This is a genomic window from Arthrobacter sp. Y3221087, from assembly GCF_059089905.1.
Window position 1 is genome coordinate 86,993 of the sequence record NZ_JBNHFE010000005.1, and the last position, 25,740, is coordinate 112,732.

At 65.5% G+C, this 25,740-nt stretch carries 25 protein-coding genes and 1 tRNA gene; 2 read left to right on the forward strand and 24 right to left on the reverse strand.

The window, feature by feature from the left end; genetic code table 11:
- Positions 1–11: 11 nt before the first annotated feature.
- From AC5RUO_RS15480 to arfA, 15 genes are all read right to left on the reverse strand, one after another.
- Positions 12–1,073, reverse strand: coding sequence for a HoxN/HupN/NixA family nickel/cobalt transporter (locus AC5RUO_RS15480; RefSeq protein ID WP_494103973.1), 1,062 nt, complete (start codon positions 1,071–1,073; stop codon positions 12–14).
- Positions 1,073–2,041 carry an urease accessory protein UreD gene (locus AC5RUO_RS15485; RefSeq protein ID WP_494103974.1) on the reverse strand — a complete coding sequence of 323 codons (969 nt, stop codon included), beginning with the start codon at positions 2,039–2,041 and terminating at the stop codon, positions 1,073–1,075. The genes AC5RUO_RS15480 and AC5RUO_RS15485 overlap by 1 nt, the downstream gene beginning before the upstream one ends.
- Positions 2,038–2,655 carry an urease accessory protein UreG gene (gene ureG / locus AC5RUO_RS15490; RefSeq protein WP_494011799.1) on the reverse strand — a complete coding sequence of 206 codons (618 nt, stop codon included), beginning with the start codon at positions 2,653–2,655 and terminating at the stop codon, positions 2,038–2,040. The genes AC5RUO_RS15485 and ureG overlap by 4 nt, the downstream gene beginning before the upstream one ends.
- Positions 2,656–2,684: 29 nt before the next feature.
- Positions 2,685–3,353: an urease accessory protein UreF gene (locus tag AC5RUO_RS15495; protein WP_494103975.1), complete on the reverse strand. Its 669-nt coding sequence runs from the start codon at positions 3,351–3,353 to the stop codon at positions 2,685–2,687.
- Between the two features lie 154 nt (positions 3,354–3,507).
- The gene (ureE, locus tag AC5RUO_RS15500) at positions 3,508–3,993 is read right to left on the reverse strand and encodes an urease accessory protein UreE (protein WP_494011801.1); all 486 of its coding nucleotides are present in this window, start codon (positions 3,991–3,993) and stop codon (positions 3,508–3,510) included.
- Positions 3,994–4,009: 16 nt separating this feature from the next.
- Positions 4,010–5,758, reverse strand: coding sequence for an urease subunit alpha (ureC, locus tag AC5RUO_RS15505; protein WP_494103976.1), 1,749 nt, complete (start codon positions 5,756–5,758; stop codon positions 4,010–4,012).
- Positions 5,755–6,123, reverse strand: a complete 369-nt coding sequence (locus AC5RUO_RS15510; RefSeq protein ID WP_494011803.1) for an urease subunit beta — start codon at positions 6,121–6,123, stop codon at positions 5,755–5,757. The genes ureC and AC5RUO_RS15510 overlap by 4 nt, the downstream gene beginning before the upstream one ends.
- 9 nt (positions 6,124–6,132) lie before the next feature.
- Positions 6,133–6,435, reverse strand: a complete 303-nt coding sequence (locus AC5RUO_RS15515) for an urease subunit gamma (RefSeq protein WP_494011804.1) — start codon at positions 6,433–6,435, stop codon at positions 6,133–6,135.
- A gap of 213 nt (positions 6,436–6,648) precedes the next feature.
- Positions 6,649–7,200 carry a cysteine hydrolase family protein gene (locus AC5RUO_RS15520; RefSeq protein ID WP_494103977.1) on the reverse strand — a complete coding sequence of 184 codons (552 nt, stop codon included), beginning with the start codon at positions 7,198–7,200 and terminating at the stop codon, positions 6,649–6,651.
- 60 nt (positions 7,201–7,260) lie between these two features.
- Entirely contained in the window at positions 7,261–8,265 is a 1,005-nt protein-coding gene (locus tag AC5RUO_RS15525; RefSeq protein WP_494103978.1) for a LacI family DNA-binding transcriptional regulator, read from the reverse strand.
- A gap of 194 nt (positions 8,266–8,459) precedes the next feature.
- Complete coding sequence (gene mmsB, locus AC5RUO_RS15530; RefSeq protein ID WP_494011806.1) at positions 8,460–9,746, reverse strand: multiple monosaccharide ABC transporter permease; 1,287 nt, start codon at positions 9,744–9,746, stop codon at positions 8,460–8,462.
- A gap of 5 nt (positions 9,747–9,751) precedes the next feature.
- Positions 9,752–11,281 (reverse strand): multiple monosaccharide ABC transporter ATP-binding protein, encoded by a 1,530-nt coding sequence (gene mmsA / locus AC5RUO_RS15535; RefSeq protein WP_494103979.1) that lies wholly within the window; start codon positions 11,279–11,281, stop codon positions 9,752–9,754.
- A 93-nt stretch (positions 11,282–11,374) separates the two neighbouring features.
- Positions 11,375–12,499: a multiple monosaccharide ABC transporter substrate-binding protein gene (gene chvE, locus AC5RUO_RS15540; RefSeq protein ID WP_494011808.1), complete on the reverse strand. Its 1,125-nt coding sequence runs from the start codon at positions 12,497–12,499 to the stop codon at positions 11,375–11,377.
- 254 nt (positions 12,500–12,753) lie between these two features.
- The gene (locus AC5RUO_RS15545; RefSeq protein ID WP_494052603.1) at positions 12,754–13,338 is read right to left on the reverse strand and encodes an HhH-GPD-type base excision DNA repair protein; all 585 of its coding nucleotides are present in this window, start codon (positions 13,336–13,338) and stop codon (positions 12,754–12,756) included.
- An 80-nt stretch (positions 13,339–13,418) separates the two neighbouring features.
- On the reverse strand, positions 13,419–14,945 hold the full coding sequence (gene arfA, locus AC5RUO_RS15550; protein ID WP_494103980.1) for an arabinosylfuranosidase ArfA: 1,527 nt from the start codon (positions 14,943–14,945) through the stop codon (positions 13,419–13,421).
- Positions 14,946–15,304: 359 nt separating this feature from the next.
- On the opposite strand from arfA, the gene AC5RUO_RS15555 reads away from it, so the two are divergent.
- Positions 15,305–16,246 (forward strand): GAF and ANTAR domain-containing protein, encoded by a 942-nt coding sequence (locus AC5RUO_RS15555; RefSeq protein WP_494103981.1) that lies wholly within the window; start codon positions 15,305–15,307, stop codon positions 16,244–16,246.
- Positions 16,247–16,350: 104 nt separating this feature from the next.
- Here the strand turns inward: AC5RUO_RS15555 and araA are convergent, their stop codons facing one another.
- From araA to araB, 3 genes are read right to left on the reverse strand one after another with little or no spacing between them, the layout of a single operon-like run.
- Positions 16,351–17,871, reverse strand: a complete 1,521-nt coding sequence (gene araA, locus AC5RUO_RS15560; RefSeq protein ID WP_494103982.1) for an L-arabinose isomerase — start codon at positions 17,869–17,871, stop codon at positions 16,351–16,353.
- Between the two features lie 40 nt (positions 17,872–17,911).
- Positions 17,912–18,607 carry an L-ribulose-5-phosphate 4-epimerase gene (locus tag AC5RUO_RS15565; RefSeq protein ID WP_494011813.1) on the reverse strand — a complete coding sequence of 232 codons (696 nt, stop codon included), beginning with the start codon at positions 18,605–18,607 and terminating at the stop codon, positions 17,912–17,914.
- Complete coding sequence (gene araB / locus AC5RUO_RS15570; RefSeq protein WP_494011814.1) at positions 18,604–20,331, reverse strand: ribulokinase; 1,728 nt, start codon at positions 20,329–20,331, stop codon at positions 18,604–18,606. Before araB ends, AC5RUO_RS15565 begins: the two co-directional genes overlap by 4 nt.
- Before the next feature lie 273 nt (positions 20,332–20,604).
- On the opposite strand from araB, the gene AC5RUO_RS15575 reads away from it, so the two are divergent.
- Complete coding sequence (locus tag AC5RUO_RS15575) at positions 20,605–21,090, forward strand: hypothetical protein (protein ID WP_494011823.1); 486 nt, start codon at positions 20,605–20,607, stop codon at positions 21,088–21,090.
- On the opposite strand, the gene AC5RUO_RS15580 is transcribed toward AC5RUO_RS15575, so the two are convergent.
- The 6 genes from AC5RUO_RS15580 to AC5RUO_RS15605 form a co-directional block, all read right to left on the reverse strand.
- Positions 21,080–21,862 carry an anti-sigma factor gene (locus AC5RUO_RS15580; protein WP_494103983.1) on the reverse strand — a complete coding sequence of 261 codons (783 nt, stop codon included), beginning with the start codon at positions 21,860–21,862 and terminating at the stop codon, positions 21,080–21,082. The two genes, AC5RUO_RS15575 and AC5RUO_RS15580, sit on opposite strands and share 11 nt — an antisense overlap.
- A complete protein-coding gene (locus tag AC5RUO_RS15585) occupies positions 21,849–22,481 on the reverse strand; it encodes an RNA polymerase sigma factor (protein ID WP_494103984.1) in 633 nt (210 codons plus the stop codon). Before AC5RUO_RS15585 ends, AC5RUO_RS15580 begins: the two co-directional genes overlap by 14 nt.
- Entirely contained in the window at positions 22,478–23,209 is a 732-nt protein-coding gene (locus tag AC5RUO_RS15590) for a class F sortase (protein ID WP_494103985.1), read from the reverse strand. The genes AC5RUO_RS15585 and AC5RUO_RS15590 overlap by 4 nt, the downstream gene beginning before the upstream one ends.
- Before the next feature lie 120 nt (positions 23,210–23,329).
- Entirely contained in the window at positions 23,330–24,175 is an 846-nt protein-coding gene (locus tag AC5RUO_RS15595) for a DUF4397 domain-containing protein (protein WP_494011919.1), read from the reverse strand.
- Between the two features lie 132 nt (positions 24,176–24,307).
- Positions 24,308–25,330, reverse strand: coding sequence for a LacI family DNA-binding transcriptional regulator (locus tag AC5RUO_RS15600; RefSeq protein WP_494103986.1), 1,023 nt, complete (start codon positions 25,328–25,330; stop codon positions 24,308–24,310).
- A 167-nt stretch (positions 25,331–25,497) separates the two neighbouring features.
- A tRNA-Lys gene (locus tag AC5RUO_RS15605) sits at positions 25,498–25,570 on the reverse strand.
- Between the last annotated feature and the right edge of the window lie 170 nt (positions 25,571–25,740).

The following is a 25,740-nucleotide window of genomic DNA, read 5'->3' on the forward strand; positions in this document are numbered from 1 at the left end:
CAGCACTCCTGTCAGCATTCCGTTCTACTTTTGACGGCCGTTCGTCCCTTGAGCGCGGCGGCGCCCCACACCGCCAGCAGCAGCGCCACCAGCAGGAGCCCGGCTTCACCCAGGTCGATTGACCCCAGCCAGCCGGTAACCGGGTGTTCCAAGGAGAAGGCCGATTCGAGGAAGCCGCCGAGCGTGATCACGGCGATGAACAGGGCCGAGAAAGCAGAGATGCCCGTGACCAGGGCATTGAAGCCCAGCTTCCGCTGGGGGTCGTCCAGAGCCGAGCGGTACATGCGCATCATGGCCATGCCGTTGAGGGAATCGCAGAGCGTCATGGCCGCAGCGAAGGCCAGCGGCAGGGCAAGCAGGGTGAACGCCGGCACCCCGGCCAGCGATGCCGCCGTCGTCATCATCAGCAGCCCGATGGTGGTGGCGGTGTCGAAGCCGAGCCCGAACAGGAAACCTATCACGTAGATATTCCGCGGCCGCCGCACCCGGGACAGCGGCTTGGCAAGGAGCCGCGCCACCAGTCCCCGCGGTTCCAGGTCGCGGAGATCGACGGCGGCACCCGTGCGTGCCCGGCGGTAGGCCTCCGCGGACCGGGCAAACGCGGAGCCGTTGAACAGGCCCATCGCCAGCAGGAACAGTCCGGACACCCCGCTGCCCACCAGTCCGAGGACCAAGTTTCCGGTGGACCCGTCCGCCATGAATTCACCCACCACTGCCGCCCCCGCGATGACCAGCACGCCCGCCAGGGCCACCACCGAGCTGTGCCCCAGGCTGAAGGCGAACCCGACGCTGACAGGCTCCTGCCGCTGGGCCACGAACTTCCGTGTCGAGTTGTCGATGGCCGCGAGGTGGTCCCAGTCGTAGCTGTGCTTGACGCCGGCCAGGTAGGCGGTCAGGATCAGGCCCCAGGTGAGTGCCTGCGTCCCTGCTAAGCCGGCGTTTCCGGAGAGCAGGAGTACGACGGCGGCCGCGTGCAGGGCGGCCACGGCACCGAAGGTGAACAGTATCCGGGTCCGCAGCGGCAGGGTTTCCCGCTCCCGGTACAGCGCGGTGATGGTTGTCAGAGCCGTCATCAGTGTTTCCTCAGGTTGAGCGGTCCCTGCCCGTGCCAGCGTTCCCGCAGGAGGTTGGTGCAGCCAGCAAGCAGGCGGTTCAGTTCCCCGGTGCTGTTGGACAAGGCACGCAGCACCATGCCCGTGGTCCCCGAGACAGGGCGGGTGAGTGAGATCCCAGCCAGGGCGTCGTGTTTGCCCGTGAGCTCGTTCAGTTCGTCGGCGAGCGCCTGGTCCACGCGGGCGTCCACCACCACCAGCGATCCCAGGTGGCTGTAGCCCTCCATGAATCCCAGGCCCGTCACGTCACCCGCGGGCGGCCGGATCAGCAGATTGTCCAGTACCAGCAGGCCGGCGCCGTCGTCCGTTTCGATCCGGATCTCGTTCCGCAGCCGGATTTCCTCGTACCGGAAGCCCGCCCCGTCCGGCGACCAGCCCGGCGTCACAACTTCCGCCATCACCAGCGACGACGACGGACGGACAGTCACGCAGGTCCGTTGCCGGTAGCTGGCCTCGCGGTAGGCGATGAGCTGGTCCGGCATCAGCTCCAGCCGCGCCCCGTCCCCAAGCCGCAGGTTCATCCGCTGCTCCGCAAAAGACCCAGGAGTCCGGTAGACCTTGGTCGCGGATTGCGTAGTCAAAAGGAGGTCTGCCCCATCCCCAACTTCAACATCAAGCAGGAAAAGATCAGCCCCAAGGTAAGCCCCGCCAGGATTCACCACGACATAGCAAACCTGCCCGGAATCATCCAGATAATGGGGCCGCAAAACACGAAGCGCGCCCTGATGGTACTGGTGCGCGGCCACGGACCGCTGCCCACGCAAGGCGACCCCAAGCTCCAACCGGCCCATCTCGGGCCGATCAGCGGACGCGGGTGATAGGGGCCGCGGCGTGGCGGGCACCGCGAAGCGGGCACGGCCCCTATCACCCGCGGTCGCAGGCCCAGGTGAGATGCCCGCCTTGGGCAACGGTGCCGCCGTCGTGCTCATTGGGCCAAATCAAGCATCAGGACGTCGCGCCGGATCCAGTCGATGACCTTGCCGAGCCCTTCGTCGGTTTTGAGGTTGGTGAAACAGAACGGTTTGTTGCCACGGAACTCGCGGGAATCCCGTTCCATGACGGACAGATCCGCGCCGACGTGGGGGGCGAGGTCGGTTTTGTTGATGATGAAGAGGTCGGACTTGATCATGCCCTGGCCGGCTTTGCGGGGGATTTTCTCGCCTTGGGCCACGTCGATGATGTAGATGGAGAAGTCGACGAGTTCGGGGCTGAAGGTGGCGGAAAGGTTGTCGCCGCCGGATTCGACGAAGATCACCTGCAGGTCGGGGTGCCGGGCCTTGAGTTCCTCGATGGCCGCGGTGTTCATCGAGGTGTCTTCGCGGATGGCGGTGTGCGGACAGCCGCCGGTTTCCACGCCGATGATCCGGTCTATGGGCAGGATGCCGTTGGCGGCGAGGATTTTGGCGTCCTCAATGGTGTAGATGTCGTTGGTGATGGCGGCCATGGAGATTTCGCCGCTCATGTGCCGGGTGAGCCGTTCCACGAGCTGGGTTTTGCCGGCGCCCACGGGCCCGCCGATGCCGATCTTGATGGGTTCAGTCATGGTGTCCTCCTTTGCATCCACAAGCACAGTCAGCTCATGAACATCCGGGCACGCTGGCGTTCGTGCCGCATTTGTGAAATTTCCAGTCCGGGGGTGAGGGCCCCGAAGTCGTCCGGCGCCAGGTGGGCCACCCGCTCGACGGCGGCAGCGACGTCGTCGTGGGCCTTCCGCAGCACCCGCTGCCCGGCGTTCTGACCGAGCGGGATGGCGCGGACGGCGTTTTGCGTCAGTGACGTGGCGGTGGCGAAGAAGTAGGCGGCGAGCGCCTCCTGCTGGGGCACTCCCAGTGAACGTGCGACGACGGCGAACGCCAGTGGCTGGTGTCCGGCGGCCCTGCCAGTGGTCACCAGGTCCCTGTACAGTTCCAGCGCAGGGGAGGGGAACACCTCCCCGCCGATCTCCAGCAACCGAAGCCCCATTTTGGTGCTGGCCTCCCGGACCTGCCGCGGCAACAAAGACGCCGACAAAAGGGCATCAAGTTCCGGCACCTCCCACCCCTCATAGAGAAACCGGACGGCAAGCCCATCCGAATAAGTCAGCGGCTGCGCCATAAAGACGGACAACCACCGCCCAAAAGAAGCCTCATCAAAGACGACCCCCCGATCGAGGTACGTTTCAAACCCAAAAGAGTGGGCAAAAGCCCCAGTAGGAAGCGCGGAGTCAACAAGCTGCTGCAGCGCGAGCTGGTAACTGCCCACCCTGGCGGTGGCGGGTGAAGGGGGCTGCGGCGTGGTGGGCCGCGCGGGGGGCCCACTAGCGCGAGGGCCCCGACCCGAGCTTGCGAGGGTTGGGAGCGCCTGGGGACGGGCACAGCCCCCTTCACCCGCTACCGCAGCCAGCGTGACGCTGGTACTAGTGCGAGTGCTCGGCATGGCGAAAAGGTACGGGCATGACGCGTTCCTGCCGGGAGTAGGGCACTCCGGCGTGTTTGAGGTAGTCCTCGACGGTGTGGTCGTAGGCGCACACCATGACCTCGGCCTCATATTCCGAAGCCGAGTCAAAGAACTGTGCCTGCAAGTGCCGGTTGCCAAGCGAGTGGGCAACGACGCCCATCTCGTGGATGGACCGCGGTGCGATGACCAGGACGTCCGTGGGCAGCACGGACACCACGATCATGTTTGAGTCTTCAACAAGCAGGATGTCGCCGTCGCGGAGGTCGCCGGAGCCGGTGGGAAGGCGGATGCCGATTTCCTTGCCGTGGTCCGTGGTGGCGCGCTGGATGCGCTTGACCAACTGGGCGCTGGGCAGCACCACCTTCTCCCGGTGCAGGCCGGCGTACGCTGCGAGGTCCGTTTCGGGCAGCTCGTGCAGATTGCCGAGGACTTTGTCGATAATCACGTCGTTCTCCGAAGGGCTAGAAAAGGAAGTAGCGCTGGGCCATGGGCAGGACGTCGGCGGGATCACAGGTGACGTCCTCGCCGTCGACCCGTACCTGGTAGGTCTCCGGGTCAACCTGGATGTCCGGCGTCGCGTCGTTGTACTTCAGGTCCGCCTTGGTGAGGGTGCGGATCCCGGACACGGGACGGATGACCTTCTCCAGCCCCAGCTCCTCCGGCACCCCGGCGTCAATGGCCGCCTGTGAGAGGAACGTGATGGAGCATTGCTGCACCGCCTTCCCGTAGGCCCCGAACATGGGCCGCATGGTCCGCGGCTGCGGAGTGGGGATGGACGCGTTGGCATCCCCCATCAGGGCATACGCGATCTGCCCGCCCTTGATCACCAACTCCGGTTTGACGCCGAAGAATGCCGGATCCCAGAGGACCAGGTCCGCGAACTTGCCCTCCTCAACGGAGCCCACCGCGTCTGCGATGCCCTGGGCGATGGCCGGATTGATGGTGTACTTGGCCACGTAGCGCTTGAGCCGGAAGTTGTCGCTGCCCGCGGAGCCGTGAGTACCGGCAGCGTTGTCAGCCGTACCGTCGGGGTCTTCCAGCACACCGCGCTGCTTCTTCATCTTGTCCGCCACCTGCCAGGTGCGGGTGACCACCTCGCCCACGCGTCCCATGGCCTGGGAATCGGAGGAGGTGATTGAGAAGATGCCCAGGTCCTGCAGGACGTCCTCGGCCGCGATGGTCTCGGCCCGGATGCGCGAATCGGCGAAGGCGACGTCCTCGGGAATGTCCGGATTGAGGTGGTGGCAGACCATCAGCATGTCCAAATGCTCTTCGATGGTGTTGCGCGTGTAGGGCAGCGTGGGGTTGGTGGACGCGGGCAGGACGTTGGGCATGCCGGCGATCTTGATGATGTCCGGTGCGTGGCCGCCGCCGGCACCTTCGGTGTGGAAGGTGTGGATGACGCGGCCGCCGATGGCCCGGATGGTGTCCTCCACGAAGCCGCACTCGTTGAGGGTGTCCGTGTGGATGGCCACCTGGACGTCGTACTCGTCCGCCACCTTCAGGGAGGTATCAATGGACGAATGCGTGGAACCCCAGTCCTCGTGGACTTTCAGCCCGATGGCACCGGCGCGGATCTGTTCGGCCAGGGGTTCGACGGCGGACGCATGGCCCTTGCCGAGCAAGCCGATGTTCATGGGGAAGCCTTCGGCCGCCTGCAGCATCCGCTGGATGTGCCACATCCCGGGGGTGACGGTGGTGGCCTTGGTTCCTTCGGCCGGGCCCGTACCGCCGCCGATCATGGTGGTCACGCCGCTGGTGAGGGCGGTGGCCACCTGGCCCGGGGAGATGAAGTGGATGTGGGTGTCCACTCCCCCGGCGGTGAGGATCTTGCGTTCCCCGGCGATGATCTCCGTGCTGGCACCGATCACGATATCCACGCCGTCCGTGATCTGGGGGTTGCCGGCCTTGCCGATCTTGAAGATGTGGCCGTCTTTGAGCGCCACGTCCGCTTTGTAGATGCCGGTGTAGTCCAGGATCACGGCGTTGGTGATGACGGTGTCCGGAACGCCTTCATCGCGGACCGCCTGGCCGTTCTGGCCCATGCCGTCCCGGATCACCTTGCCGCCGCCGAACACCACCTCCTCGCCGTACACGGTGAGGTCCTTCTCGATCTCGAGGAACAGCTCCGTGTCCGCCAAGCGGATGGCGTCGCCCGCCGTCGGACCGTACAGGTCGGCGTACTGCCGGCGTGGCATCTCGAAGCTCACTGCTGGTCCCCTTCCGCTGCGGCACCCGGCCAGGCCGGGTTTCCGAGGTGCGTGCCGCCGTCGAGCTTTCCGTTGACCGCGTTGCTGAGCCCGTGCACTTCGCGGGTCCCGGCGAGTTCGATCAGCCGCACGCTGCGCGAGTCGCCGGGTTCAAACCGGGCCGCGGTTCCGGCCGGGATGTCCAGCCGGCGGCCGTAGGCTGCCTGCCGGTCAAAGGCCAGGGAAGGGTTTGCTTCGGCGAAGTGGAAGTGCGAGCCCACCTGGACCGGCCGGTCGCCGGTATTCGTCACCTCGACGTCGATGGCCTCGCGCCCCGCGTTGGCCGTCACCGGCTCGGGCCGCAGGATGTACTCTCCGGGAATCATGTGGCGCCCCTAGCGGATCGGGTCGTGGACGGTAACGAGCTTGGTGCCGTCCGGAAACGTCGCCTCGATCTGGACGTCATGGATCATCTCGGGAACGCCTTCCATCACGTCGTCGCGGGCGAGAAGGGTGGTCCCGTAGCTCATGAGTTCGGCCACGCTGCGCCCGTCCCGTGCCCCCTCCATCAGCTCGTAGCTGATGATGGCCACCGCCTCCGGGTAGTTCAGCTTGAGCCCCCGCGCCTGCCGCCGTCTGGCGAGGTCGGCCGCCACCACGATCAGAAGCTTTTCCTGCTCACGGGGCATCAGATGCATAGGGTTCCCTTCAACGGGCCGCTGGTGCGGCAGCGTGGGACCCACAGTAGGTTGCGGACGTTTCCGCCACGTTTCAGGTTTGTAATGCCTGGCTCTCACAAGCGCGTCGCCTTCGATGGCCGCTGAATTCCGCCAGGATTGCACCCCCTGCCCAACGGGGACGACGGCAGGTTGCCGGAACACGCCGTCGTCCGTCCCTAAAGGTGGGGAGACTCAGCGGTTCAGACGGGCGAGGATCTCTTCGCTGGACTGGACGGGCTGGCGGTAGCTCGTGGAAAGGATCCGCAGCATGTCAGCGGCGTCCTGGTTGTCCTCGGAGGCGATCGCGTCCTTCGCATAGGTGACGCGGATGTTGTGGGCGAAGGCGTCTGCTCCCGTCTGGGCGATGCAGTTGTGGGTGGACACCCCGGCCAGCACCACCTCGTCGGCGCCCCAGTTGCGCAGCCGCGACAGCAAATTGGTGCCCACGAAGGCGCTGTCCCGCGTTTTGTTCAGCTGCGGCAGTCCGTCTATTGCAAGCCCAGGAACAGCTTCCGCCTGCTTGCTGCCGCGGAAAATGAAGCCCTGGTCGTCGTCGAGCATATTGAGCGTCCAGGTGGACTTATCCCGCTCGTGCTCCGTGCCCACCAGCAGTGCCTTGTGGCCGCTCGCCTCGAAAGCCTCCAACAACTTGTTGCACGAAGCGACCAGCCGCTCCTGCTGCGCGCCCAGTTCCGGCGCCTCAAAGAACGCGTTCTGCATATCGATGACAAGAAGTGCAATCATGCGGCGCCTTTCCCTCGTTGGACTCTGCCGGGAAAGTACCCCGTGATCGACGGACGAAACCTAGGGTGCGGATTGGCGGACCTGCAGGCGGAATTCGGCTTCCACGTGCACGCCTTCACCAGTTGTTTCCCGCCCCTCGATCCGATCGACCAGCAGGCCGATCGAGCGCTGTGCGATCTCCTCCATTCCCGGCGAGACCGTGGTCAGGGAAGGTGAGGCAAACCGGGCCTCGTCGATATCGTCGAAGCCTGCCACGGCCACCTCCTGGGGAACCCGGACGCCGCGGATCAGGAGCTCGTGCATGGCGCCCAGGGCCATGACATCGTTCAGGCCGAAAACGGCGTCAAACTCCACACCCTTGTCCAGGAGACCGGCCACGGCGCCGGCCCCGCTGTCCCGCCGCCACTCGCACTGGGCAACCAACGCGGGATCGAACGGAACCCCCGCCTGGCCAAGCGCCTTCCGGTAGCCGTTGAGCCGCAGCCCTGCACTGCCAGCGGATTCACCGGGGTGGGCACCGAGCACGGCAACGCGACGGCGGCCGCCCGACAGCAGGTGGGCGGTCAGGGCAGCAGCGGCTTCCTCATTTTTCATGGTCACCAGGTCGAAGCGGGGATCCAGGATGTGTTCGCCCAGCAACACCATCGGCTTCTTGCCCAGGCCGGCGGCGATGGCATCGGCGTCGACCTTCAGCGGCGTGAACAGCAGCCCGTCGGTGAGCTGCCGGAAAGGGCCCTGGAGGGCGTTCAGTTCCACGTCCCCCACAGCGTCCGACTGTTCCACCAGCACCCGGTAGCCCCGCCGGGACGCAGCCTTCATCAACCGGGAAGCAAGCTCCGCATAATAGGGTGCCGAAAGATCGGACAGGACAAGGCCCAGCATTTTGGTTTTCCCTGACCGCAGGCTCCGCGCTGTCAGGTTCGCCTCGTAGCCCAGTTCCGCGATGGCGTCCTGGACGCGCTGCTTGGTGGCAGGACGAATGAACTCGTAGTCATTCAGCACGTTGGAAACAGTCTTGAGCGACACCCCCGCCGCCCGCGCAACGTCGTTCATGGTGACCGCCATCATGGCTCCTTTATGTGGTTCCGCAAGTATCTGACATACATCGTTGCAGAAGTTTGGGGCTGCGCAGGACCCATGGAACACCAAAAGCTGGTGCGGCGACACATTGTGAACGTATCGCCGCACCAGCTATGGTCCGCTTGGACAAGGCACCTCGGGCCCTCAACGTCCCCGGGAAAGAGCCAATGCTCCCGGCTTCACTGGCCGCGGGCAGTCCCCACAGGCTCGACCGGCTCGGTGACTGCCGTCTTCTGCTCGGTGGCTGGCGGTGTTCTCCGGAGCTTGAACCGGCTGGAGATGGCAGGTCCTCCCCCGACGCGATTCTTATTGAAGATGTCAAAGGCAACGGCCACCAGGAGGACCAGTCCCTTGATCAGCTGTTGGTAGTCGGTTCCAAGGCCGAGGATCGACATCCCGTTGTTCAGCACGCCCATGATCAGTCCGCCGATCATGGCTCCGGCGACCGTGCCCACGCCGCCCTGCACAGCAGCACCGCCAATAAAGGCCGCTGCAATGGAGTCCAGCTCGAAGCCCGTACCGCCTGCAGGCTGGGCAGAGTTTAGGCGGGCGGTGAAGACCAGGCCTGCAAGGGCTGCCAGGACACCCATGTTGACAAAGAGCCGGAAAGTGACGGCTTTGGTCTTGATACCTGAAAGTTCTGCCGCGTGGAGGTTGCCGCCGATTGCGTAGATGTGCCGGCCGAAGATGCTGTTATTCATGAGCGCCGAGTAGATGATGACCAAAGCTGCCAGCACGATCAGGACGATCGGAGTGCCGCGGTAGCTCGCCAGCAGGAACGTGATGATGAGCATGAGCAGCGCGATGAAGGCGGTTTTAATGGCGAACCACGCCATGGGCTCGTTTTCAAGATCGAATTTTCGGCGGACGCGGCGCTCCTTGAGGGCTTGGAACACGATGGCCGCCGTGCCGCCCACCCCCAGGATAACGGTGAGTATTTCGACTACCGAGTTGCCTCCCGTGATGTCTGGCAGGAAGCCCCCGCCCAACGCGCGCAGCTCCTCGGGAAAAGGTGTGATCTGCTGGTTTTTCAGCGTGATCAAGGTCAGGCCGCGGAAGATCAGCATTCCGGCAAGGGTGACTATGAAGGCAGGGATGCCCACATAGGCAATCCAATACCCCTGCCAGGCACCCACTAACGCCCCCACCAGCAGGCAGGCGGGAATGGCGATCCACCAGGCCCAGCCCCAGTGAACTATCATCACCCCCGACACCGCACCAATGAAGCCGGCGATGGACCCGACAGAGAGGTCGATATGGCCGGCGATGATCACCATCACCATGCCAATGGCCAGAATCAGGATGTAGCTGTTCTGGACGACAAGGTTTGTCACGTTTTGCGGCTGGAGCAGGATGCCGTCGGTGAGTATTTGGAAGAGCAGGACGATCAGGATCAGGGCGACAAAGATGCCGACCTGGCGGAGGCGGCTCGTCAGGAAGCCGAGTGATTCTCGTAAGGCGGACATGGTCGCTATTCCTTTTCTTGGGTCATGTAATGCATTAGCGTCTCCTGGGACGCCTCGGCAATGGGGATCTCACCGGTGACGCGGCCCGCCGACATGGTGTAGATCCTGTCGCAAATGCCCAGGAGCTCAGGGAGTTCGGAGGAGATGACGATGACGGCTTTCCCCTCGGCAGCAAGCTTCGCGATGATCGTGTAGATCTCGAATTTCGCGCCAACGTCAATACCCCGGGTCGGTTCATCAAGGATCAGGACATCGGGGTCCGAAAACATCCATTTGCTGAGGACGACCTTCTGCTGGTTTCCTCCCGAAAGCTTCCCGGTAACTGCGGCAACCGTGGGAGCCTTGATGTTCATGCTCGTTCGGTAGCGGTTGGCCACAGCCGTTTCTTCGTTCTTGTCCACCCAGCCCCTGTTGGCGAGTTTGCCCAGGCTCGCCATGGAGATGTTGCGCTTGATGTCCTCAATGAGGTTCAGCCCGTAGTGCTTGCGGTCCTCCGTGGCATAAGCAAGCCCCTGGCGGATGGCCTCGGAAACCGTGGAGGTATTGATCTCCTTGCCGTACTTGAGCACCCTCCCCGAGACGGCCCGGCCGTAGGTACGCCCGAAGACGCTCATGGCCAGTTCCGTGCGGCCGGCTCCCATGAGCCCGGCCAAACCAACCACCTCGCCTTTCCGCACGTGCAGGCTCGCGTTCTGGACTACCGTGCGCGTATGGTCCTGGGGGTGTTGCACGGACCAGTCCTCTATGCGCAGGACCTCCTCACCAATGACCGGAGTCCGCTCCGGGTAGAGGCTTTCCAGGTCCCGGCCGACCATTCCGCGGATGATCCTTTCCTGGGTTATCTCCCCTTCGTTCAGGCGCAGCGTCTCGATCGTCTTGCCGTCCCGGATGATCGTGACGGCGTCGGCCACCTTCCGGATTTCGTTGAGTTTGTGGCTGATGATGATGCTGGTGACACCTTGGCCCTTGAGGTGCAGGATCAAATCCAGCAGATGATTGGAGTCCTCGTCGTTCAACGCAGCCGTGGGCTCGTCGAGGATGAGCAGCTTGACTTCCTTGGAGAGTGCTTTGGCGATCTCGACGAGTTGCTGCTTTCCAACACTGATGTGCTGGATGGGGGTAACGGGGTTTTCATTCAAGCCGACGCGGGCCAGCAGCTTGGCCGCCTCCAGGTTCGTCTTGCGCCAGTCCACCCAACCCCGCGTCGACAGTTCGTTCCCCAGGAAAATATTCTCGGCGATCGACAGGTAGGGGCTGAGGGCGAGTTCCTGATGGATGATGACAATGCCGCGTTTCTCACTGTCGCTGATGCTCGCAAAGCCACAGGGCTCGTTCTCGAACAGTATGTCCCCCTCGAACGTGTTATGCGGGTAAACCCCGGACAACACCTTCATCAAAGTGGACTTACCTGCGCCGTTTTCGCCGCAGATGGCATGCACCTCACCGCGGTTCACGTCCAGGGTCACGTCCTGGAGGGCCTTCACGCCGGGGAACGTCTTGGTGATTCCCCGCATTTGCAGAATGGGTACGTTCATGGTCATTTCCCGCTGACTGGCGGAAGCCTGGCTCCTGCATGCAGGGGCTGCGAGGCTGCGGCCGGGAAAGCCCGGCCGCAACCTCACCGGCTCCTACTTGACGTCAGCTTCTGTGTAGTAGCCGGAGTCGATCAGTTCCTGCTTGTAGTTGTCCTTGGTGATGATCACGGACTCCAGCAGGTAGGCCGGAACAACCTTGACTTTGTTGTCGTAGGTGGTGGTGTCGTTGGTTTCCGGTTCCTCGTTCTTGAGGACGGCGTCCACCATCTTGACGGCCTGCTTGCCAAGCTCCCGGGTGTCCTTGAAGATCGTCGAGTACTGTTCCCCGGCGGTAATGGACTTGACTGACCCCTTCTCCGCATCCTGGCCGGTCACGACCGGAAGGTTCCCTCCGGAATACCCACCGGTGCTCGTGAGAGCGGAGATGATGCCGATGGAAAGCCCGTCGTACGGGGACAGGACGCCGTCGAGCTTCTGCCCTGAGCTGTAGGCCGCGGTGAGGATGTCCTCCATCCGCTTCTGGGCCACAGGGGCCTGCCAGCGCAGGATGGCGGCCTGCTCGAATTTGGTCTGGCCGCTGGGAACCTTGAGCGTTCCTGCGTCAAGGAACGGCTTCAGGGTGTCCATGGCGCCAGTCCAGAAGAAGTTGGCGTTGTTGTCGTCAGGGCTTCCCGCAAACAGTTCGACGTTGAAGGGGCCAACGCCGTCCACCTTCTTGCCCTGGCCATCAAGGAGCCCGAGGCCGGTCAAAAGCGAAGTGGCCTGCTGAACGCCTACAGTGTAGTTGTCGAAGGTCGTGTAGTAGTCGACGTTCGGCGTGCCGTTGATCAGCCGGTCATAGGCGATCACTTTGACATTCTGCTCTTTGGCTTTGGCGAGGACGTCGGTCAGGGTGGTGCCGTCGATAGCGGCGATGATCAAGGCCTTGGCGCCCTTGGTCAGCATGTTCTCAATCTGCGACACCTGGGTCGGGATGTCGTCGTTGGCGAATTGAAGGTCGGTTTTGTAGCCGAGCTCCTTCAGCGACTTCTCCACGTTGTTCCCGTCGGCTATCCACCGCTCGGACGTCTGGGTCGGCATGGAGATGCCGACGAGTGATTCGCTGGGATTGGCCGTGCCGCCGGTTTCGGCCGCCCCTCCGCGGGTCCCACAGCCGGTGGCGCCCACCGTTAGTGCCAGGGCGACGGCTATGGCGCCCACGAGTTTCCTAAATTTCACGCTATTCTCCTCCCGCGGCTACTTCAGCCACGCATCTGTGCTGGAGCGGAAGGCATCGATGCCTCCCGCCGAGCCGGGACTTTTGCAGCGTTCCCGGGGTGCTCCAAGCAGGGCCTGGCGCCGTCGAATCCGAACACAGGAGGCCCGGTAGCTTCGACCCTGTTAGCGCTAACAGAGCATGAGCTTAACCCGGCCAAGTCTATGGATCAAGTCACAATTGTGCTACGGCCCGCGAACCGGCCCCCGGAATGCGGTCAGGCCTTTGCGGCCTTCGCCGCAGCCTTGGCAGCCTGCTTGCTGGCACGCACCTTGACGAGCGACTCGGGATCCACGATGTCCGCGACGGACAGGAAGGCACCCTCCTCGCCGTAGTGGCCTGCCGCTTCCCGCCAGCCGGGCGCCTGGAGGCCGCGCTGCTTGCCGAGCAGGGCAAGGAAAATTTTGGCTTTCTGGTCACCAAAGCCGGGCAGCGCCTTCAGCCTGCGCAGCACCTCAGCACCGTCCGGATTGCCCTGGGTCCAGATCGCGGCGGCGTCACCACCCCAGTTGGTCTGGACCGCCTCGGCCAGTGCCTGGACCCGGGCAGCCATGGAACCCGGGAACCGGTGGACCGCCGGCCGCTCCTTGAACATCTCCACGAACGCCTGCGGATCATGCGCCGCGACGGCCTCCGGCTTCAGGGATCCGATCCGGGTCCTGATCTTTTCCGGCCCTGCGAACGCCGATTCCATGGTCACCTGCTGGTCCAGCAGCATTCCGGTCAAGAGCGCAAAGTCATCCTCGCTCAACAACTTATCGGCGGCGGGATCACCCGTGATGTGCAGTTCCATGCCGTCCATCCTCCCAGAGGTTGCCGCCCAGGCCAGCGGGGCGCTTAATTGTTGCAATCCGCGCCCCGCTGAAACACCCATTCCCGCTGCTACTTGCCGACGGCGAGCCGGATCATCGACCAGGACACGGCCGGAAGCTCCGCGGTGAGGCGGCCGCCGTCGGCCTGTGCCGTGACATTCTCCGCGGGCAGGACGGAGGTGGAATCGTCTGCGGTGGCCTGCCAGTAGGGGTCCTTGTTGGCGTAAGTGAGGGCCTCCACCACGCGGACGTTGCCGAGTGCGGACACCGCGGCGTCCAGCCGCAGCGCGTCCGTGGCCGAGCGGTTGACGGCGAACACCACCGCTTCGCCCTTGTCGGCGTCGTAGGTTGCGACCGCGGACACGGCGGCAAAGTCCGTCGTCTTGCCCCCGCTGACCAGCGGGGATTCGACGGCGAGCTGCAGCACAGTGCCCGATGCGTGGCGGGAGGTCAGGGCGAACGGGTGGAAGGTGGTCTGCTTCCAGGCACGTCCGCCCGGCTCGGTCATGATGGGGGCGATGACGTTCACCAGCTGCGCCAGGCTCGCTGAGTGCACCCGGTCGGTGTTGCGGAGCAGCGTGATCAGCAGGTCCCCGACCACGACGGCGTCCGCCACCGTGTAGATGTCTTCCAGCAGCACGGGGGCCACCGGCCAGTCCTTGCCGCTCGGCGCCGTGGATTCACCGCGGCTCATGTGCCAGACATTCCACTCGTCGAAGGAGATGTTGACCTGCTTGTCGGACTTCTTGACCGACTTCACGTGGTCGATGTGGGCCACGATGTCGCGGATGAAGGCGTCCATCCGGTGCCCGGCGGACAGGTGTTCCTGCAGGTCGCCGAAGTCCTCGAAATACTGGTGGGCAGAGACCAGGTCCACCAGGTCGTAGGTCTCGCTGAGCACCACGTGTTCCCACTCGCCGAACGTGGGCATGGTGGGCCCGGAGCTGCCGCAGGCCACGAGCTCAAGGTCCGGATCGATCATTCGCATGCCCCGGGCGGTGTCCGCCGCGAGCCGGCCGTACTCATGGGCACTCTTATGGCCGATCTGCCACGGGCCGTCCATCTCGTTGCCCAGGCACCACATTTTGATGCCGTAGCCCTTTTCCGCACCATTGGCCCGGCGCTGGTCCGAGAAGGCCGTCCCGCCGTCGATGTTGCAGTACTCCAGCAGGTCCAGCGCTTCCTGCGTTCCACGGGTGCCGAGATTGACGGCCATCATGGTCTCCACCCCAGCCTTGGCGGACCACTTGGCGAATTCGTCCACGCCCACGAGGTTGGGGTCACTGGAGTGCCAGGCAAGGTCCAGCCGCACCGGGCGCTGCTCCACCGGGCCCACACCATCCTCCCAGCGGTAGCCGGACACGAAGTTGCCGCCGGGGTACCGCACCGTGGAAACCCCCAGTTCACGGGTGAGTTCCAGGACGTCCCTGCGGAAGCCGTCCTGGTCCGCCGAAGTGTGCTCCGGCTCAAAAATGCCGGTGTACACGCAGCGGCCAAGGTGCTCCACGAAGGCGCCGAAAGTGCGCCGCCGGACAGGGCCCACCACAAATGCGGGATCCACGGTGATCTTCGCCGCGGCTGATTCTGCTGTAGTCACGAAAATATCCTCACTCCATTTTTACAACGTTATAGACGACCATTGTTGAGACTCCCGCAGCAGGAGTCAAGCAAATGAAAGAAAGCGCTCCAGTAAGTGTCCCCGTGGGGGACGTCGGGCCCTCAAGCCACCCACCTGCGGCAATGGGAACGGGCGGGGTGTGGCCAGCGAACCCAAGTACTACCTAATCTCAAAAACGAGTACCTCCTACGCGTTCATCCCCCACAGCCCCGCAACTAGGTTTCTTACCAGACACAAAAGTGGCGCGGCTCGCGGTACGTGGCTCACGAGGGGGTGTGAGACTGGCAATGCATGCACGACATATAAGTTCGGCCTTCCCGGTCCAACGGACACGGGTATTGAGCGGGGCCGGCGACGAGGAGGCCTACGAGACCAAGGCCTCTCCCCCAGCCGTCGTCGGCCCCCCTGTTCCGCCGCGGAACGCGGGCCCCCGCACGGCAGCCGGCATTGCCGGAGTGGCCACGCCCGGTACCGGCGGCCAGGACGTGCTGCTGGATCTGGTGACCGGCGCTGACTCGTTGGGAGAATCCCTCGCCCGCCTGGTGACCGCTTCCGCGCAGGCCGTTGTCCGCCAGGCAGGACTCCGCATCGAATGTGGGGTCATAGTCCACCAGCCCAAGAAGCCGCCCGCTGTCACCGGCACCTCGGAAGAAGTCGTCCGGCTGCTCGAATGGGAGCACCGGGCGGCTGAGGGCCCGGTGCGCGAGGTCCTCGCCGGCGGCCAGCCAGTGGCAGTTCTCCAGCGCAACGGCGACTTCCGCTGGCCGCATTACTGTGACCAGCTGCAGCAGGCCGGTTTCGGCAGCGTCCTTGGCGTGCGGCTGCCGCTGAGCAGCGAGACCCCCGCCGATGGCGCCAGGGAGGGCGGCGCTGCAGCCGGAGCTACCAGAAAGGGCCCGGACGGGACCGCTGGCACCCAGCACCGGGAAGAAAGGCCGGCCGCCCTGGCATTCTTCGCCCAGGACGCCAAGGCCTTCCCACTACAGGTCATCGCGGAGGCCCGCTCGTTCGCAGGTCTTGCAGCCAACAGCCTGCAGATGGCCATCGACCTGCATACCGCCCGCTCCATGGCCACCGACCTGCGCTCCGCCCTGGACAGCCGCACGTCGATCAACGTTGCGTGCGGCGTCATCATGGCGCAGAACAGGTGCTCCTACCACGAGGCCTTTTCCATCCTGGCGAAGGCGTCCAGCCACCGGAACATCAAGGTGCGCAGGATCGCCGAGGACATTCTGGAGCGGCTGCCGGAGGGTCCCCCGCGCGCCCACTTCGGGCATTGAGCGTACACCTCAGCCAGCGGCCACCTCCTTAGAGTTTTTGTCCAGATATGGAGGCTTCAGGGGAAGTTAGCTCGACATATCTGGACAAAAACTCGCAGGGTTCGCTAGATGCCGCCAGCCAGCTTGTAGTAGGCGGCGTTCCAGTTGAGGTCCTTCTTAAACTGGCGGATGGTGGTGCCTTCGTCGATGGTGAGCAGCTCGGTTTTGGCAATCTCCGCGAAGTCCTCGAACACGTCCATGCCCACCTGGGTGGACAGCACAGTGTGGTGCGCGGCGCCGGCGGTCAGCCAGGCGGCGGCGGAGGTGGCGAAGTCCGGCTTGGGCTGCCACAGGGCGCGTGCGACCGGCAGGTTGGGCAGCGGCTGGTCCAGGGGAACGACGTCGACGGCGTTGGCCACCAGGCGGAAACGGTCCCGCATGTCGGACAGCGCGACGACGACACCCGGGGAGGCATCGGCGTCGAACACCAGCCGGACCGGGTCCTCCTTGCCGCCGATGCCCAGCGGATGGATCTCCAGCCGCGGCTTGCCGGCGGTCAGGGAGGGGCAGACCTCGAGCATGTGGGCTCCCAGGATCTTCTCCGAGCCCGGTTCCAGGTGGTAGGTGTAGTCCTCCATCAGGGAAGCGCCGCCGGGCAGGTCCCCGCCCATCACCTTGGCGGCGCGGACCAGGATGGCCGTCTTCCAGTCGCCTTCGGCACCGAAGCCGTAGCCGGCAGCCATGAGCCGCTGCACCGCCAGGCCGGGAAGCTGGCGGAGCGCACCAAGGTCCTCGAAGGACGTGGTGAACGCTGCCGAACCGTTGGCCTCCAGGAAGCTCCGCAGGCCCAGCTCGATCCGGGCCCCGTAGCGCAGCGACTCATGCCGGGCTGCGCCTGGGCGGAGCTCCGGAACAACGTCGTAGAGGTCCTGGTACTCGGCCACCAGGGCGTCGACGTCGGACTCCGCGGCCGCGTGCACGGCGTCCGCGAGCTCGTTCACGGACCAAGTGTTGACCGCGACGCCGAAACGCAGCTCCGCCTCGGTCTTGTCGCCTTCGGTGACGGCGACGTTGCGCATGTTGTCGCCAAAGCGGGTCAGCTTGAGGGTGCGCACGGCGGCCCAGCCTGCGGCGGCGCGCTGCCAGGAGCCCACCTGCCGGGCCACCTCGGGGTTGGACACATGCCCGACGACGGTCTTCCGTGCGATGCCGAGGCGGGACTGGATGTACCCGAATTCGCGGTCGCCGTGGGCGGCCTGGTTCAGGTTCATGAAGTCGAAGTCGATGTCTGCCCAGGGCAGGTCCCGGTTGGCCTGCGTGTGCAGGTGCAGCAGTGGCTTGCGGAGCAGGTCCAGGCCCTGGATCCACATCTTTGCCGGGCTGAATGTGTGCATCCAGGCGGTGACGCCGATGACGGAATCGTCCGAGTTTGCTTCCAGCGCCGTGCGGCGGATTGCGTCCGAATCGGTCAGGACCGGCTTCCAGACCAGCCGGACCGGGACGTCGGAGCTGGCGTTGAGCTTGTTGGCGATTTCCTGCGACTGGGCTGCCACCTGCTTCAGGACATCCTCGCCGTAGAGGTGCTGGCTGCCGGTGAGGAACCAGACCTCATAACCGTCAAGGGAAGTGGATGCTGCGGTGCTCATGGGTTCTCCTGGGATGTAAGCCTGAAAAGGGGCCTGATGGTTATTGGCCGTAGACGTTCTGGTAGCGGGCGTAGAGCGAATCGATGTGGCCCTGGTCGATGGGCTTCGGTTCGCCCAGTTGCCGGGAGATGTGCACCGTCCGGGCCACTTCCTCACACATCACCGCTGCCTTCACCGCGGAGCGGGCGTCCTTGCCGATGGTGAACGGTCCATGGTTCTGCATCAGCACCGCTGGCGAGTTCGAGTTCTTGAGCGTCTCCACGATGCCGTGGCCAATCGAGTCGTCACCGATCAGCGCGAACGGCCCCACGGGAATTTCGCCGCCGAATTCGTCGCTCATCATGGTGAGCACGCAGGGGATTGCCTCCCCGCGGGCTGCCCAGGCGGTGGCGTAGGTGGAATGGGTGTGCACCACCCCGCCCACCTCGGGCATATGCCGGTACACGTAGGCGTGCGCTGCCGTGTCCGACGACGGCGACAACGGCGGGTTGCCCCACTCGCCGTCGTCGTTCCCCGCCACGGGCACCCCGTAGAGATCGGTGACCACCATCTGCTCCGGGGTCAGGTCCTGGTAGGACACACCGGAGGGCTTGATTACCATCAGCTCGTGACCGGGCACCCGGGCGGAGACATTGCCGGCCGTCCACACCACCAGTTCATAGCGGGTCAGCTCGGCGTGCAGGGCGCAGACTTCCTCCCGGATACGGCCGATTGCCTCGAGGATCGGGCTGCTCATGCCGGCACCTCCACGGCGGCCGGGCCGGAAGCCAGGAGTGAGCCGGAGGCCCTTCGCTGGATGGCCTTGAGCCGGTGCATCACGTCGTTGCCGCCCCGCCCGAAGTAATCGTGCAGCGCCTTGTACTCCTGGAAGAGTTCCTCGTAGGCTGCCACGTTCTCCGGAATGGGCGTGTACACCTCACCGGGTTCCGCGCCCATGGCGGCGGCGGCCTCCCGGATGTCCGCATACTTCCCGGCGGCCACGGCGGCGTGGATGGCGGAGCCCAGCGCCGGCCCCTGGGCGGAACCGATGGTGGAGAGCTGCAGCCCTGTGGCGTCGGCGTAGATCTGCATGAGGAGCCGGTTCTTGAGCAGCCCGCCGGCCACAATGAATTCCTTGACCGGGACGCCGGCCTCCCGGAAGGCATCAACGATGGTGCGGGTGCCGAACGCGGTGGCCTCGAGCAGCGCCCGGTAGGTGTCCTCGGGTTTAGTGGCGAGGGTCTGGCCCACCACGATGCCCGAGAGCTCGTGGTCCACCAGCACCGACCGGTTGCCGGAGTGCCAGTCGAGCGCGATCAGCCCGTGTTCACCGATGGCCTGCGACGAGGCCAGTTCAGTGAGGTATTCGTGGATTCCCATTCCCGCGGCATCGGCAGCCTCATGGTACTCGGGCGGAACGCCGTACTTGGTGAACCAGCCGAAGATATCGCCGACGCCGGACTGGCCGGCCTCGTAGCCCCACAGCCCGTCCACAATGCCGCCGTCCACCACACCGCACATTCCCGGTACTTCCCGGAGTTCGGTGCCGCTCATGACGTGGCAGGTGGACGTGCCCATAATGGCCACCAGCTGGCCCGGGTCCACCGCCCGAGCGGCGGGAGCGGTGACGTGCGCGTCCACGTTGCCTACCGCCACGGCGATGCCCTCCGGCAAACCGGTCCAGGCGGCTGCTTCGGCAGTGAGGTACCCGGCGGCGTCACCAAGGCGGCCGATGGCGTGTTCCAGTTTGCTGCTGACGAAGTCCTTGAACTGCGGGTTCAGCGCGGCCAGGAAGTCCTCTGACGGGTACCGTCCGTCCTGGTAGATTCCCTTGTAGCCGGCGGTGCAGGCGTTCCGGACATAGGTGCCGCTGAGTTGCCAGACGATCCAGTCGGCCGCTTCCACCCAGTGGTCCATCGCCGCGTACGCTTCCGGGTCCTCCTCCAGCAGCTGCAGGCCCTTGGCGAATTCCCACTCCGAGGAGATCAGTCCACCGTAGCGGGGCAGCCAGTCCTCGCCGCGCTCGGCGGCGAGCCGGTTGATCCGGTCCGCCTGCGGCTGCGCGGCATGGTGGCGCCACAGCTTCACATAGGCGTGCGGGCGGTTCGCAAACCCGGGCACCTCATTCAGCGGCGTTCCGTCAGCCTTGACCGGCACCATGGTGCACGCGGTGAAGTCCGTGGCGATGCCTACGACGGCGGCGGGGTCGATCCCCGCGTCAGCGATGGCCGCAGGAACGGCGTTCCGCAGGACGTCCCGGTAGTCGTTGGGCACCTGCAGGGCCCATTCGCCGGGAAGCCGTGCGGCGCCGTCGCCCGCTGTGTCCGCGGGCAGGGCATGGGTGACCACGGCATGCGGGTAGTCATACACCCCGCTGCCGAGCTCCTTGCCGTCCCGGACCCGCACCACAACGGCACGGCCGGACAGCGTTCCGTAATCCACGCCGATAACAAAGACGTCCGAGCCGTCAAATGCGTCCATTGAAAATCCTCCAGATAGCTGCCGCAGCACTGCGGCCTGGTGTCAATTGTGAGCGCTAACAAGAGTGAAGTCAACAAGCCTTCCCCTGCTCCCCCTCCCCCACTTGGAGTTTTTGTCCAGATATGGAGACATCCAGGGTGCTGAAGTCGCCATATCTGCCCAAAAGCTCCAACGAAGGAAGGGCAGGGGAACCGGCTTCTTGAAAAGTGCGTCAGGGCGGCGCCAATGGGTAAGGGAAGCAGGGACCGAAACTTCCATCAACGGGGAGAGCCCATGACCGACGCCGAGCCACCGCCGTCCGCCGGCAGCCGCTCCCTGGCCTGGCTGGCCGGCCCCCTCGCCACGGGCCTGGGCTGGACCGCACATGTGCTCGGCGGAGGCCGCTCCCCCGCCCTCCTCATCGTCGTGGCGTTGGCAGCCTTGCTTGGGATGGCAGCGGCCATGGCGGGGCGGCGGCGCCTTCCGCCCTGGGCGGTCCTTGTTTCTGCCGGGCTGGCGCAGCAACTCCTGCACCTTGCCTTCAGCGCGCTCTCCTTCGCCAGCGGTTTCGCCCTGCCCGGGCACGGCCATGGGAATGCGCCGTCCCCGGAGGCGGAGGAGGAGCCAGGCCAGGCCGCCGCCCAGGACCTGCACCTGCTGCTGTACCTGCACGCCGCGGCCGCACTGCTGACTGCGCTTGCAGTGACCCAGTGGGAAAGAATCAAACAGTGGCGCAGGCAGGAACCGGCAGCAGGAGACAAAACGGGCGTCAGGAAGTGAGTGTGCCCCGGACGATGCTGACGCTTGAGTGTGCGGGATTCCCGTCCACCGGTTCGTCCGAGACATCAACAATGGGGTACTCGGAAAGCTCCAGCCCCGCCGGCACCTGGAACGTCCCGGTGTCCGCGTTCATCACGCCCAGGCTGACCAGCTTCGACAGGTCGGGCGCGATCAGCCACACCTCCTGGTAGCCCTGCGCCTCGTCCTTGCTGAGCTCGACTTCCAGGGTGCGGGCACCGTCCTGCGTCTCCACCACCCGGGCCGAGCCCGTTGCCGAGAACGATGCCAGCGGGGTCAGCTGGGCCTCGGCCAGCGCCAGTGGCTGGGGCGGCCGGTTGAGTGCCCAGATCCCGCCGAGGGCCACCACCACTGCAGCGGCCGCAGCCACCAACCAGGTTCCGCTGCGCTGCCACCACGCACGGCCTTTCCTGGCGGCCCGGGCTTCCGATATGTCCGCCGGCGGGGCAACGACCGACGACGGCGCAATGTCCGACGGCGGGACGCGGCCCTGGTGCCCGGCGGAGGCCAGCGGATCCTCCCGCACTGACGCCGACAGCCCGAGTTCCCGGTGGATGCCGTCCCACACCTGGGGCCCGGGAACAGAGAGCCGGCTGCTGTCCGGCGTCGTTTTCACTGCCTCCACGGCTCGGCGCAGCGCGGCAAACTCGGAGGCGCAGGCCGGGCACACCTCCAGGTGCTCCCGGCTGCCGGCGTCGTCCCAGTCGTCATACAGGGCAAGGAGGCTCAACTCTTCCGGATCAAGATGCGGCATGGTCTACCTCCAATCTTTTCCTCAAATGCGTCAGGCTGCGGCGGATGTGGCTCTTGACCGTACCAAGCGGAAGGTCAAGTTTCCGCGAAATCTGCTCGTGCGTCAGGTCTTCGTAGAAGGCGAGCTTCATGATGGAGCCCTGGGGTTCGCCCAGCCGTGCCAGTTCCCCGTCCAGCAGCAGCCGCTCCGCCAGGACCTCCGCCGCCTCGGTACCGGACCCCGGTTCGTCGGCCATCCCGGCACCCGCTGCCGCCACTGCCTTTCGGGCTTCGCGCGCGGACGCGGACCGGGCGTCGGCAATGGCGTTCCGGGTAATGCCAACAATCCAGGCCGGAAGCCTGGCGGTGTGCGGGTTGAACGTACTCCGGGACCGCCACACCCTGATGAAGACTTCCTGGGTGACGTCGTCCGCCGCTGCACGGTCACCCAGCGAGCGCAGGGCCAGGGTGTGCACCAGCGGGGCGAACTCGCGGTAGGCCGTGGCCAGCGCCTGCTCATCACCGGCCAGGAAGGACGCGGTCAACCCGTCTTCCCACCGGTCGGTGGCCTGCCCAGGAAGTGCCACAGTGGACTCCTTCCCGGCTGCGGTGGCGAGAATCACGGCTGGATCACCGCTCATTCAAGGACCGCGGTGACAATCACATTGTCGCTATAGTCCATCCGCTCGTCCAGCCATCTCCCGCCGCAGGTGACAACCTTGAGCTCATGTGGTCCGGACCTGCGGAAGAGGGTTTCACCGTCGAATTTGTCCTTGGCCATCAGTTCCACCCGAACCACCCGGTAGGTCAGCGCCGGAGCGCCCTCCCGCCCCACCTGGATGGCCGTTCCCGCCGGCACGGATTTCAGCTGCGAAAACGGTGCGCTGTCCGAGGTGGTGTCGATGTGCCCCGCTATGACGGCGGTTCCCTCAGCGGCCCCCGGTGCCGGGCCGAACCGGTACCAGGCGGCCTTGTCGAAGGCGTCCGGGATTTCCATGGCCCCCTCGGCTGACACACCTCCCGGAATCACGGGCATGTTGATGGCGGTCCCGGCAACGGTGAGTGACGTGGGGGCCGGCTGCGCCGGGGCGGCTGGCCCCAAGGTGGCCGCACGGACCGGGACGTCCACTGCAGGAGCCTGAGGTGAGGGGGAAGCCGGGGTGTCAGTGGGATCGGCCGCGGCGGTAACCGGCGGGGTGGTGGCTGCTGCCGGCGCGGCTGCCTGGCTGGCAGCGGCCGGCGCCGGATCCTGCGCCTGCCCCGCCGGCGCGCAGGCCGGGAGAAGCAAAACCCCCGCGAGGAAGGCAGCGCCGGCAAAACCGGAAGAACGACGGCGGGACTCCCCTGCCGTCGTCGTGGTGCTGTTCATTTCTCAGCCTTCCCGCGGCCGCCGAAGGATTGCCGCTGTTGAATCAGGCGCCGGCCGCCCGGCTGGAACCGGGCGGCCTGCTTCCTGCTGCAATGTTGTGTGACTGGTTGTTGCTCCTGGTTACCGCTGTGCGCGGGCTGCCCCGATGGCCCGGGCCGCGCCCATGCCGGCGAACACAAGGGCCAGGGCTGCTGCGCCGAAGCCCAGGGCGAGTGCGGCAGGTTCTGCCGGTGCTGCTGAAGCAGCATTGGCGGAGCCGTCAAGTGCACCCGGGACCGAACCCGGCGAGGAGTGCATGCCTTCAATGGTCTGGACGGCCAGCTGCAGGTTGTTGTTGGCCAGGCTGCCCCATGCGTAAACGATGGTGTGCGTGCCCTCTGCGACGGTGACGTCCGCAGGTCCGATGACCGGGGTTGTGGTGCCGGCGGCCGCGACGGCTGCCGGGATGGTGCCGGGGTCGAGGGTCAGGGTCTGCTCGTTCGGGTTGGCCAGGTTGGAGATGACCGCGGTGCCGCCGGCGAGGACGTCGACGGCGGGTGCTGCCGCTGCGTGCCGGACGGTGAGTTTGCCCTTGCCTGCCGCGATCTGCGAAACGTCGTTTGTGTAGAGGTTGGCGGTGGGGTTGCCGCCGGCGTCGAGGTTGGCCACGGCGGTGTAGTTGCCATTGGCCGCCAGGTCGACGCTGACGGGCCCGATCACTGCTGCGCTGGCATCGGCGGCATCCGAGGCAGTGATGGCGAGCTCGTAGGCGCCGGCCGGAAGTGCCAGGGGTCCGGCCAGGGTGCCGGGGGTGAAATCATCCAGGGTCCGTTCGCCGTTGACCCAGACGTCTACGGTGAGTCCGGGAACGCCGTGCAGCACGGAGAGCTGGGCGTCCCCTTCGGCTGCCTGGGCGGGGCCGGCGAGAGCGATTGCTGCCGCAATTGCCGCTGCACCGGCACCTGCTGTGAAGATCCTGTTGCGCATGTCCTTCTCCTTCATCGGCCCGCCTTTGCGGGCGTTTTTTGCTTACACCCCTACTACTGGTGCAGGCCGGGAGTTGGATGCACATTCATGGAAAAATCTTCGGGCAAATTTTTCGGACGGGGTGCGCCGTCTTTACCCCGCCGCTGCCGGCGGCGCCGTGCTGGCCCGCAGCACCAGCTCCGGGGTGACGATGGTGGAGCTGACGGGCGCCCCCGCCTCGATTTCTTTCAGCATGATGTCCATGCAGCGCCGGCCCAGCTCCTCGAAGTCCTGCCGCACGGTAGTGAGGGGCGGGGTGAAGTACCCCGATTCCGGCTGGTCGTCGAAACCCACCACGGAGACGTCGTCGGGCACGCGGACGCCCGCCTCTGCGAACGCCCGCAGCAGGCCCAGGGCCATCTGGTCGTTGCCCACGAAGATTGCCGTGGCGCTGCGCGTTTCCGCCAGTTTCCGGCCGATCTGATAGCCGCTGCCCGCGCTCCAGTCGCCTTCCACCAGGAGCGCGTCAGGCAGGCCGGCGGTGCGGAGCGCGTCGCGCCAGCCCTCGGCCCGTTCGGCGCCGTCCGTCCAGTCCGGCGGCCCGGATAGGTGGCCGATCTGCCGGTGCCCCTGCCCGATGAGGTGTTCGACGGCGAGCTGGGCGCCCCGCCGCTGGTCCACCATGGCACCGCTGACGTTGCTGTTGCCGAGGGATCCGACGGCCACCACGGGCACGGAAAGGGTCATCTCATCGAGGGCCTTCAATGTGTCCGAGTGCGGGACCAGCACTGCGATCCCGTCCACTGCCTGGTCCATGAAGTGGCTGATGGCGTCCGCGATCGCCTCCCGGCTGATCTCGCGCAGCGCGGCTATGCTGACAAAGTAGCCGGCGTCGCGCGCGGCGTGCTCCACGCCGAGGAGGGTATTGGCCGGACCGTACTGGGACAGCTCGTTGGCCAGGACCCCGATGGTCTGCGAGCGCCGGGTCACCAGGCTCCGGGCCGCAGTATTCCGCCGGTAGCCCAGTTCCGCGATGGCCGCCTCCACCTTTTCGCGTGTGGCCTTGCTGACGTTGGGGTGGTTGTTGACCACGCGCGAAACTGTCTGGTGGGAGACACCCGCCACGTCCGCCACATCTTCCAGACGCGGCATCCTGCCCTTGCTGCTTTTTGCCATGAGCCTATTGTCCCTGCCCGCGCCTGGATTTTTTGTCCAGATACGGCGACTTTCGCCCCGCTGAAGTCGCCATATCTGGACAAAAACTCAGGGTTGGCGGGCAGGAAAGGGCCTGGATTACAAAAACAGCAGGCCGGAGACGAATTGCCTCCGGCCTGCCGTGCGGGTGGGCCCTGTGGGGCTCGAACCCACGACCCACGGATTAAAAGTCCGATGCTCTACCAACTGAGCTAAAGGCCCCTGCCGGCCGGTTCAACACGTTTGTGTTGTACCGCCCGGCCCAATCCATTTCTGGACGTTAATACTCTAACGCATGGTTCCGGCGCCTTCGCACGCCTGCCGGGGACCGCCGCCCGGCTTTTTCCGGAAGGGGCGGGGACGCTCGTATCCGGCACGGCACAGGAGTAGCG

Coding starts and splice junctions, on each gene's coding strand:
- AC5RUO_RS15480 (WP_494103973.1), bottom strand. CDS start 1,073: ATGACGGCTCTGACAACCATCACCGCGCTGTACCGGGAGCGGGAAACC.
- AC5RUO_RS15485 (WP_494103974.1), bottom strand. CDS start 2,041: ATGAGCACGACGGCGGCACCGTTGCCCAAGGCGGGCATCTCACCTGGG.
- ureG (WP_494011799.1), bottom strand. CDS start 2,655: ATGACTGAACCCATCAAGATCGGCATCGGCGGGCCCGTGGGCGCCGGC.
- AC5RUO_RS15510 (WP_494011803.1), bottom strand. CDS start 6,123: ATGATTCCCGGAGAGTACATCCTGCGGCCCGAGCCGGTGACGGCCAAC.
- AC5RUO_RS15515 (WP_494011804.1), bottom strand. CDS start 6,435: ATGCATCTGATGCCCCGTGAGCAGGAAAAGCTTCTGATCGTGGTGGCG.
- AC5RUO_RS15520 (WP_494103977.1), bottom strand. CDS start 7,200: ATGATTGCACTTCTTGTCATCGATATGCAGAACGCGTTCTTTGAGGCG.
- AC5RUO_RS15525 (WP_494103978.1), bottom strand. CDS start 8,265: ATGGCGGTCACCATGAACGACGTTGCGCGGGCGGCGGGGGTGTCGCTC.
- mmsB (WP_494011806.1), bottom strand. CDS start 9,746: ATGTCCGCCTTACGAGAATCACTCGGCTTCCTGACGAGCCGCCTCCGC.
- mmsA (WP_494103979.1), bottom strand. CDS start 11,281: ATGAACGTACCCATTCTGCAAATGCGGGGAATCACCAAGACGTTCCCC.
- AC5RUO_RS15545 (WP_494052603.1), bottom strand. CDS start 13,338: ATGGACGGCATGGAACTGCACATCACGGGTGATCCCGCCGCCGATAAG.
- araA (WP_494103982.1), bottom strand. CDS start 17,871: ATGAGCACCGCAGCATCCACTTCCCTTGACGGTTATGAGGTCTGGTTC.
- AC5RUO_RS15565 (WP_494011813.1), bottom strand. CDS start 18,607: ATGAGCAGCCCGATCCTCGAGGCAATCGGCCGTATCCGGGAGGAAGTC.
- araB (WP_494011814.1), bottom strand. CDS start 20,331: ATGGACGCATTTGACGGCTCGGACGTCTTTGTTATCGGCGTGGATTAC.
- AC5RUO_RS15575 (WP_494011823.1), top strand. CDS start 20,605: ATGACCGACGCCGAGCCACCGCCGTCCGCCGGCAGCCGCTCCCTGGCC.
- AC5RUO_RS15580 (WP_494103983.1), bottom strand. CDS start 21,862: ATGCCGCATCTTGATCCGGAAGAGTTGAGCCTCCTTGCCCTGTATGAC.
- AC5RUO_RS15585 (WP_494103984.1), bottom strand. CDS start 22,481: ATGAGCGGTGATCCAGCCGTGATTCTCGCCACCGCAGCCGGGAAGGAG.
- AC5RUO_RS15590 (WP_494103985.1), bottom strand. CDS start 23,209: ATGAACAGCACCACGACGACGGCAGGGGAGTCCCGCCGTCGTTCTTCC.
- AC5RUO_RS15595 (WP_494011919.1), bottom strand. CDS start 24,175: ATGCGCAACAGGATCTTCACAGCAGGTGCCGGTGCAGCGGCAATTGCG.
- AC5RUO_RS15600 (WP_494103986.1), bottom strand. CDS start 25,330: ATGGCAAAAAGCAGCAAGGGCAGGATGCCGCGTCTGGAAGATGTGGCG.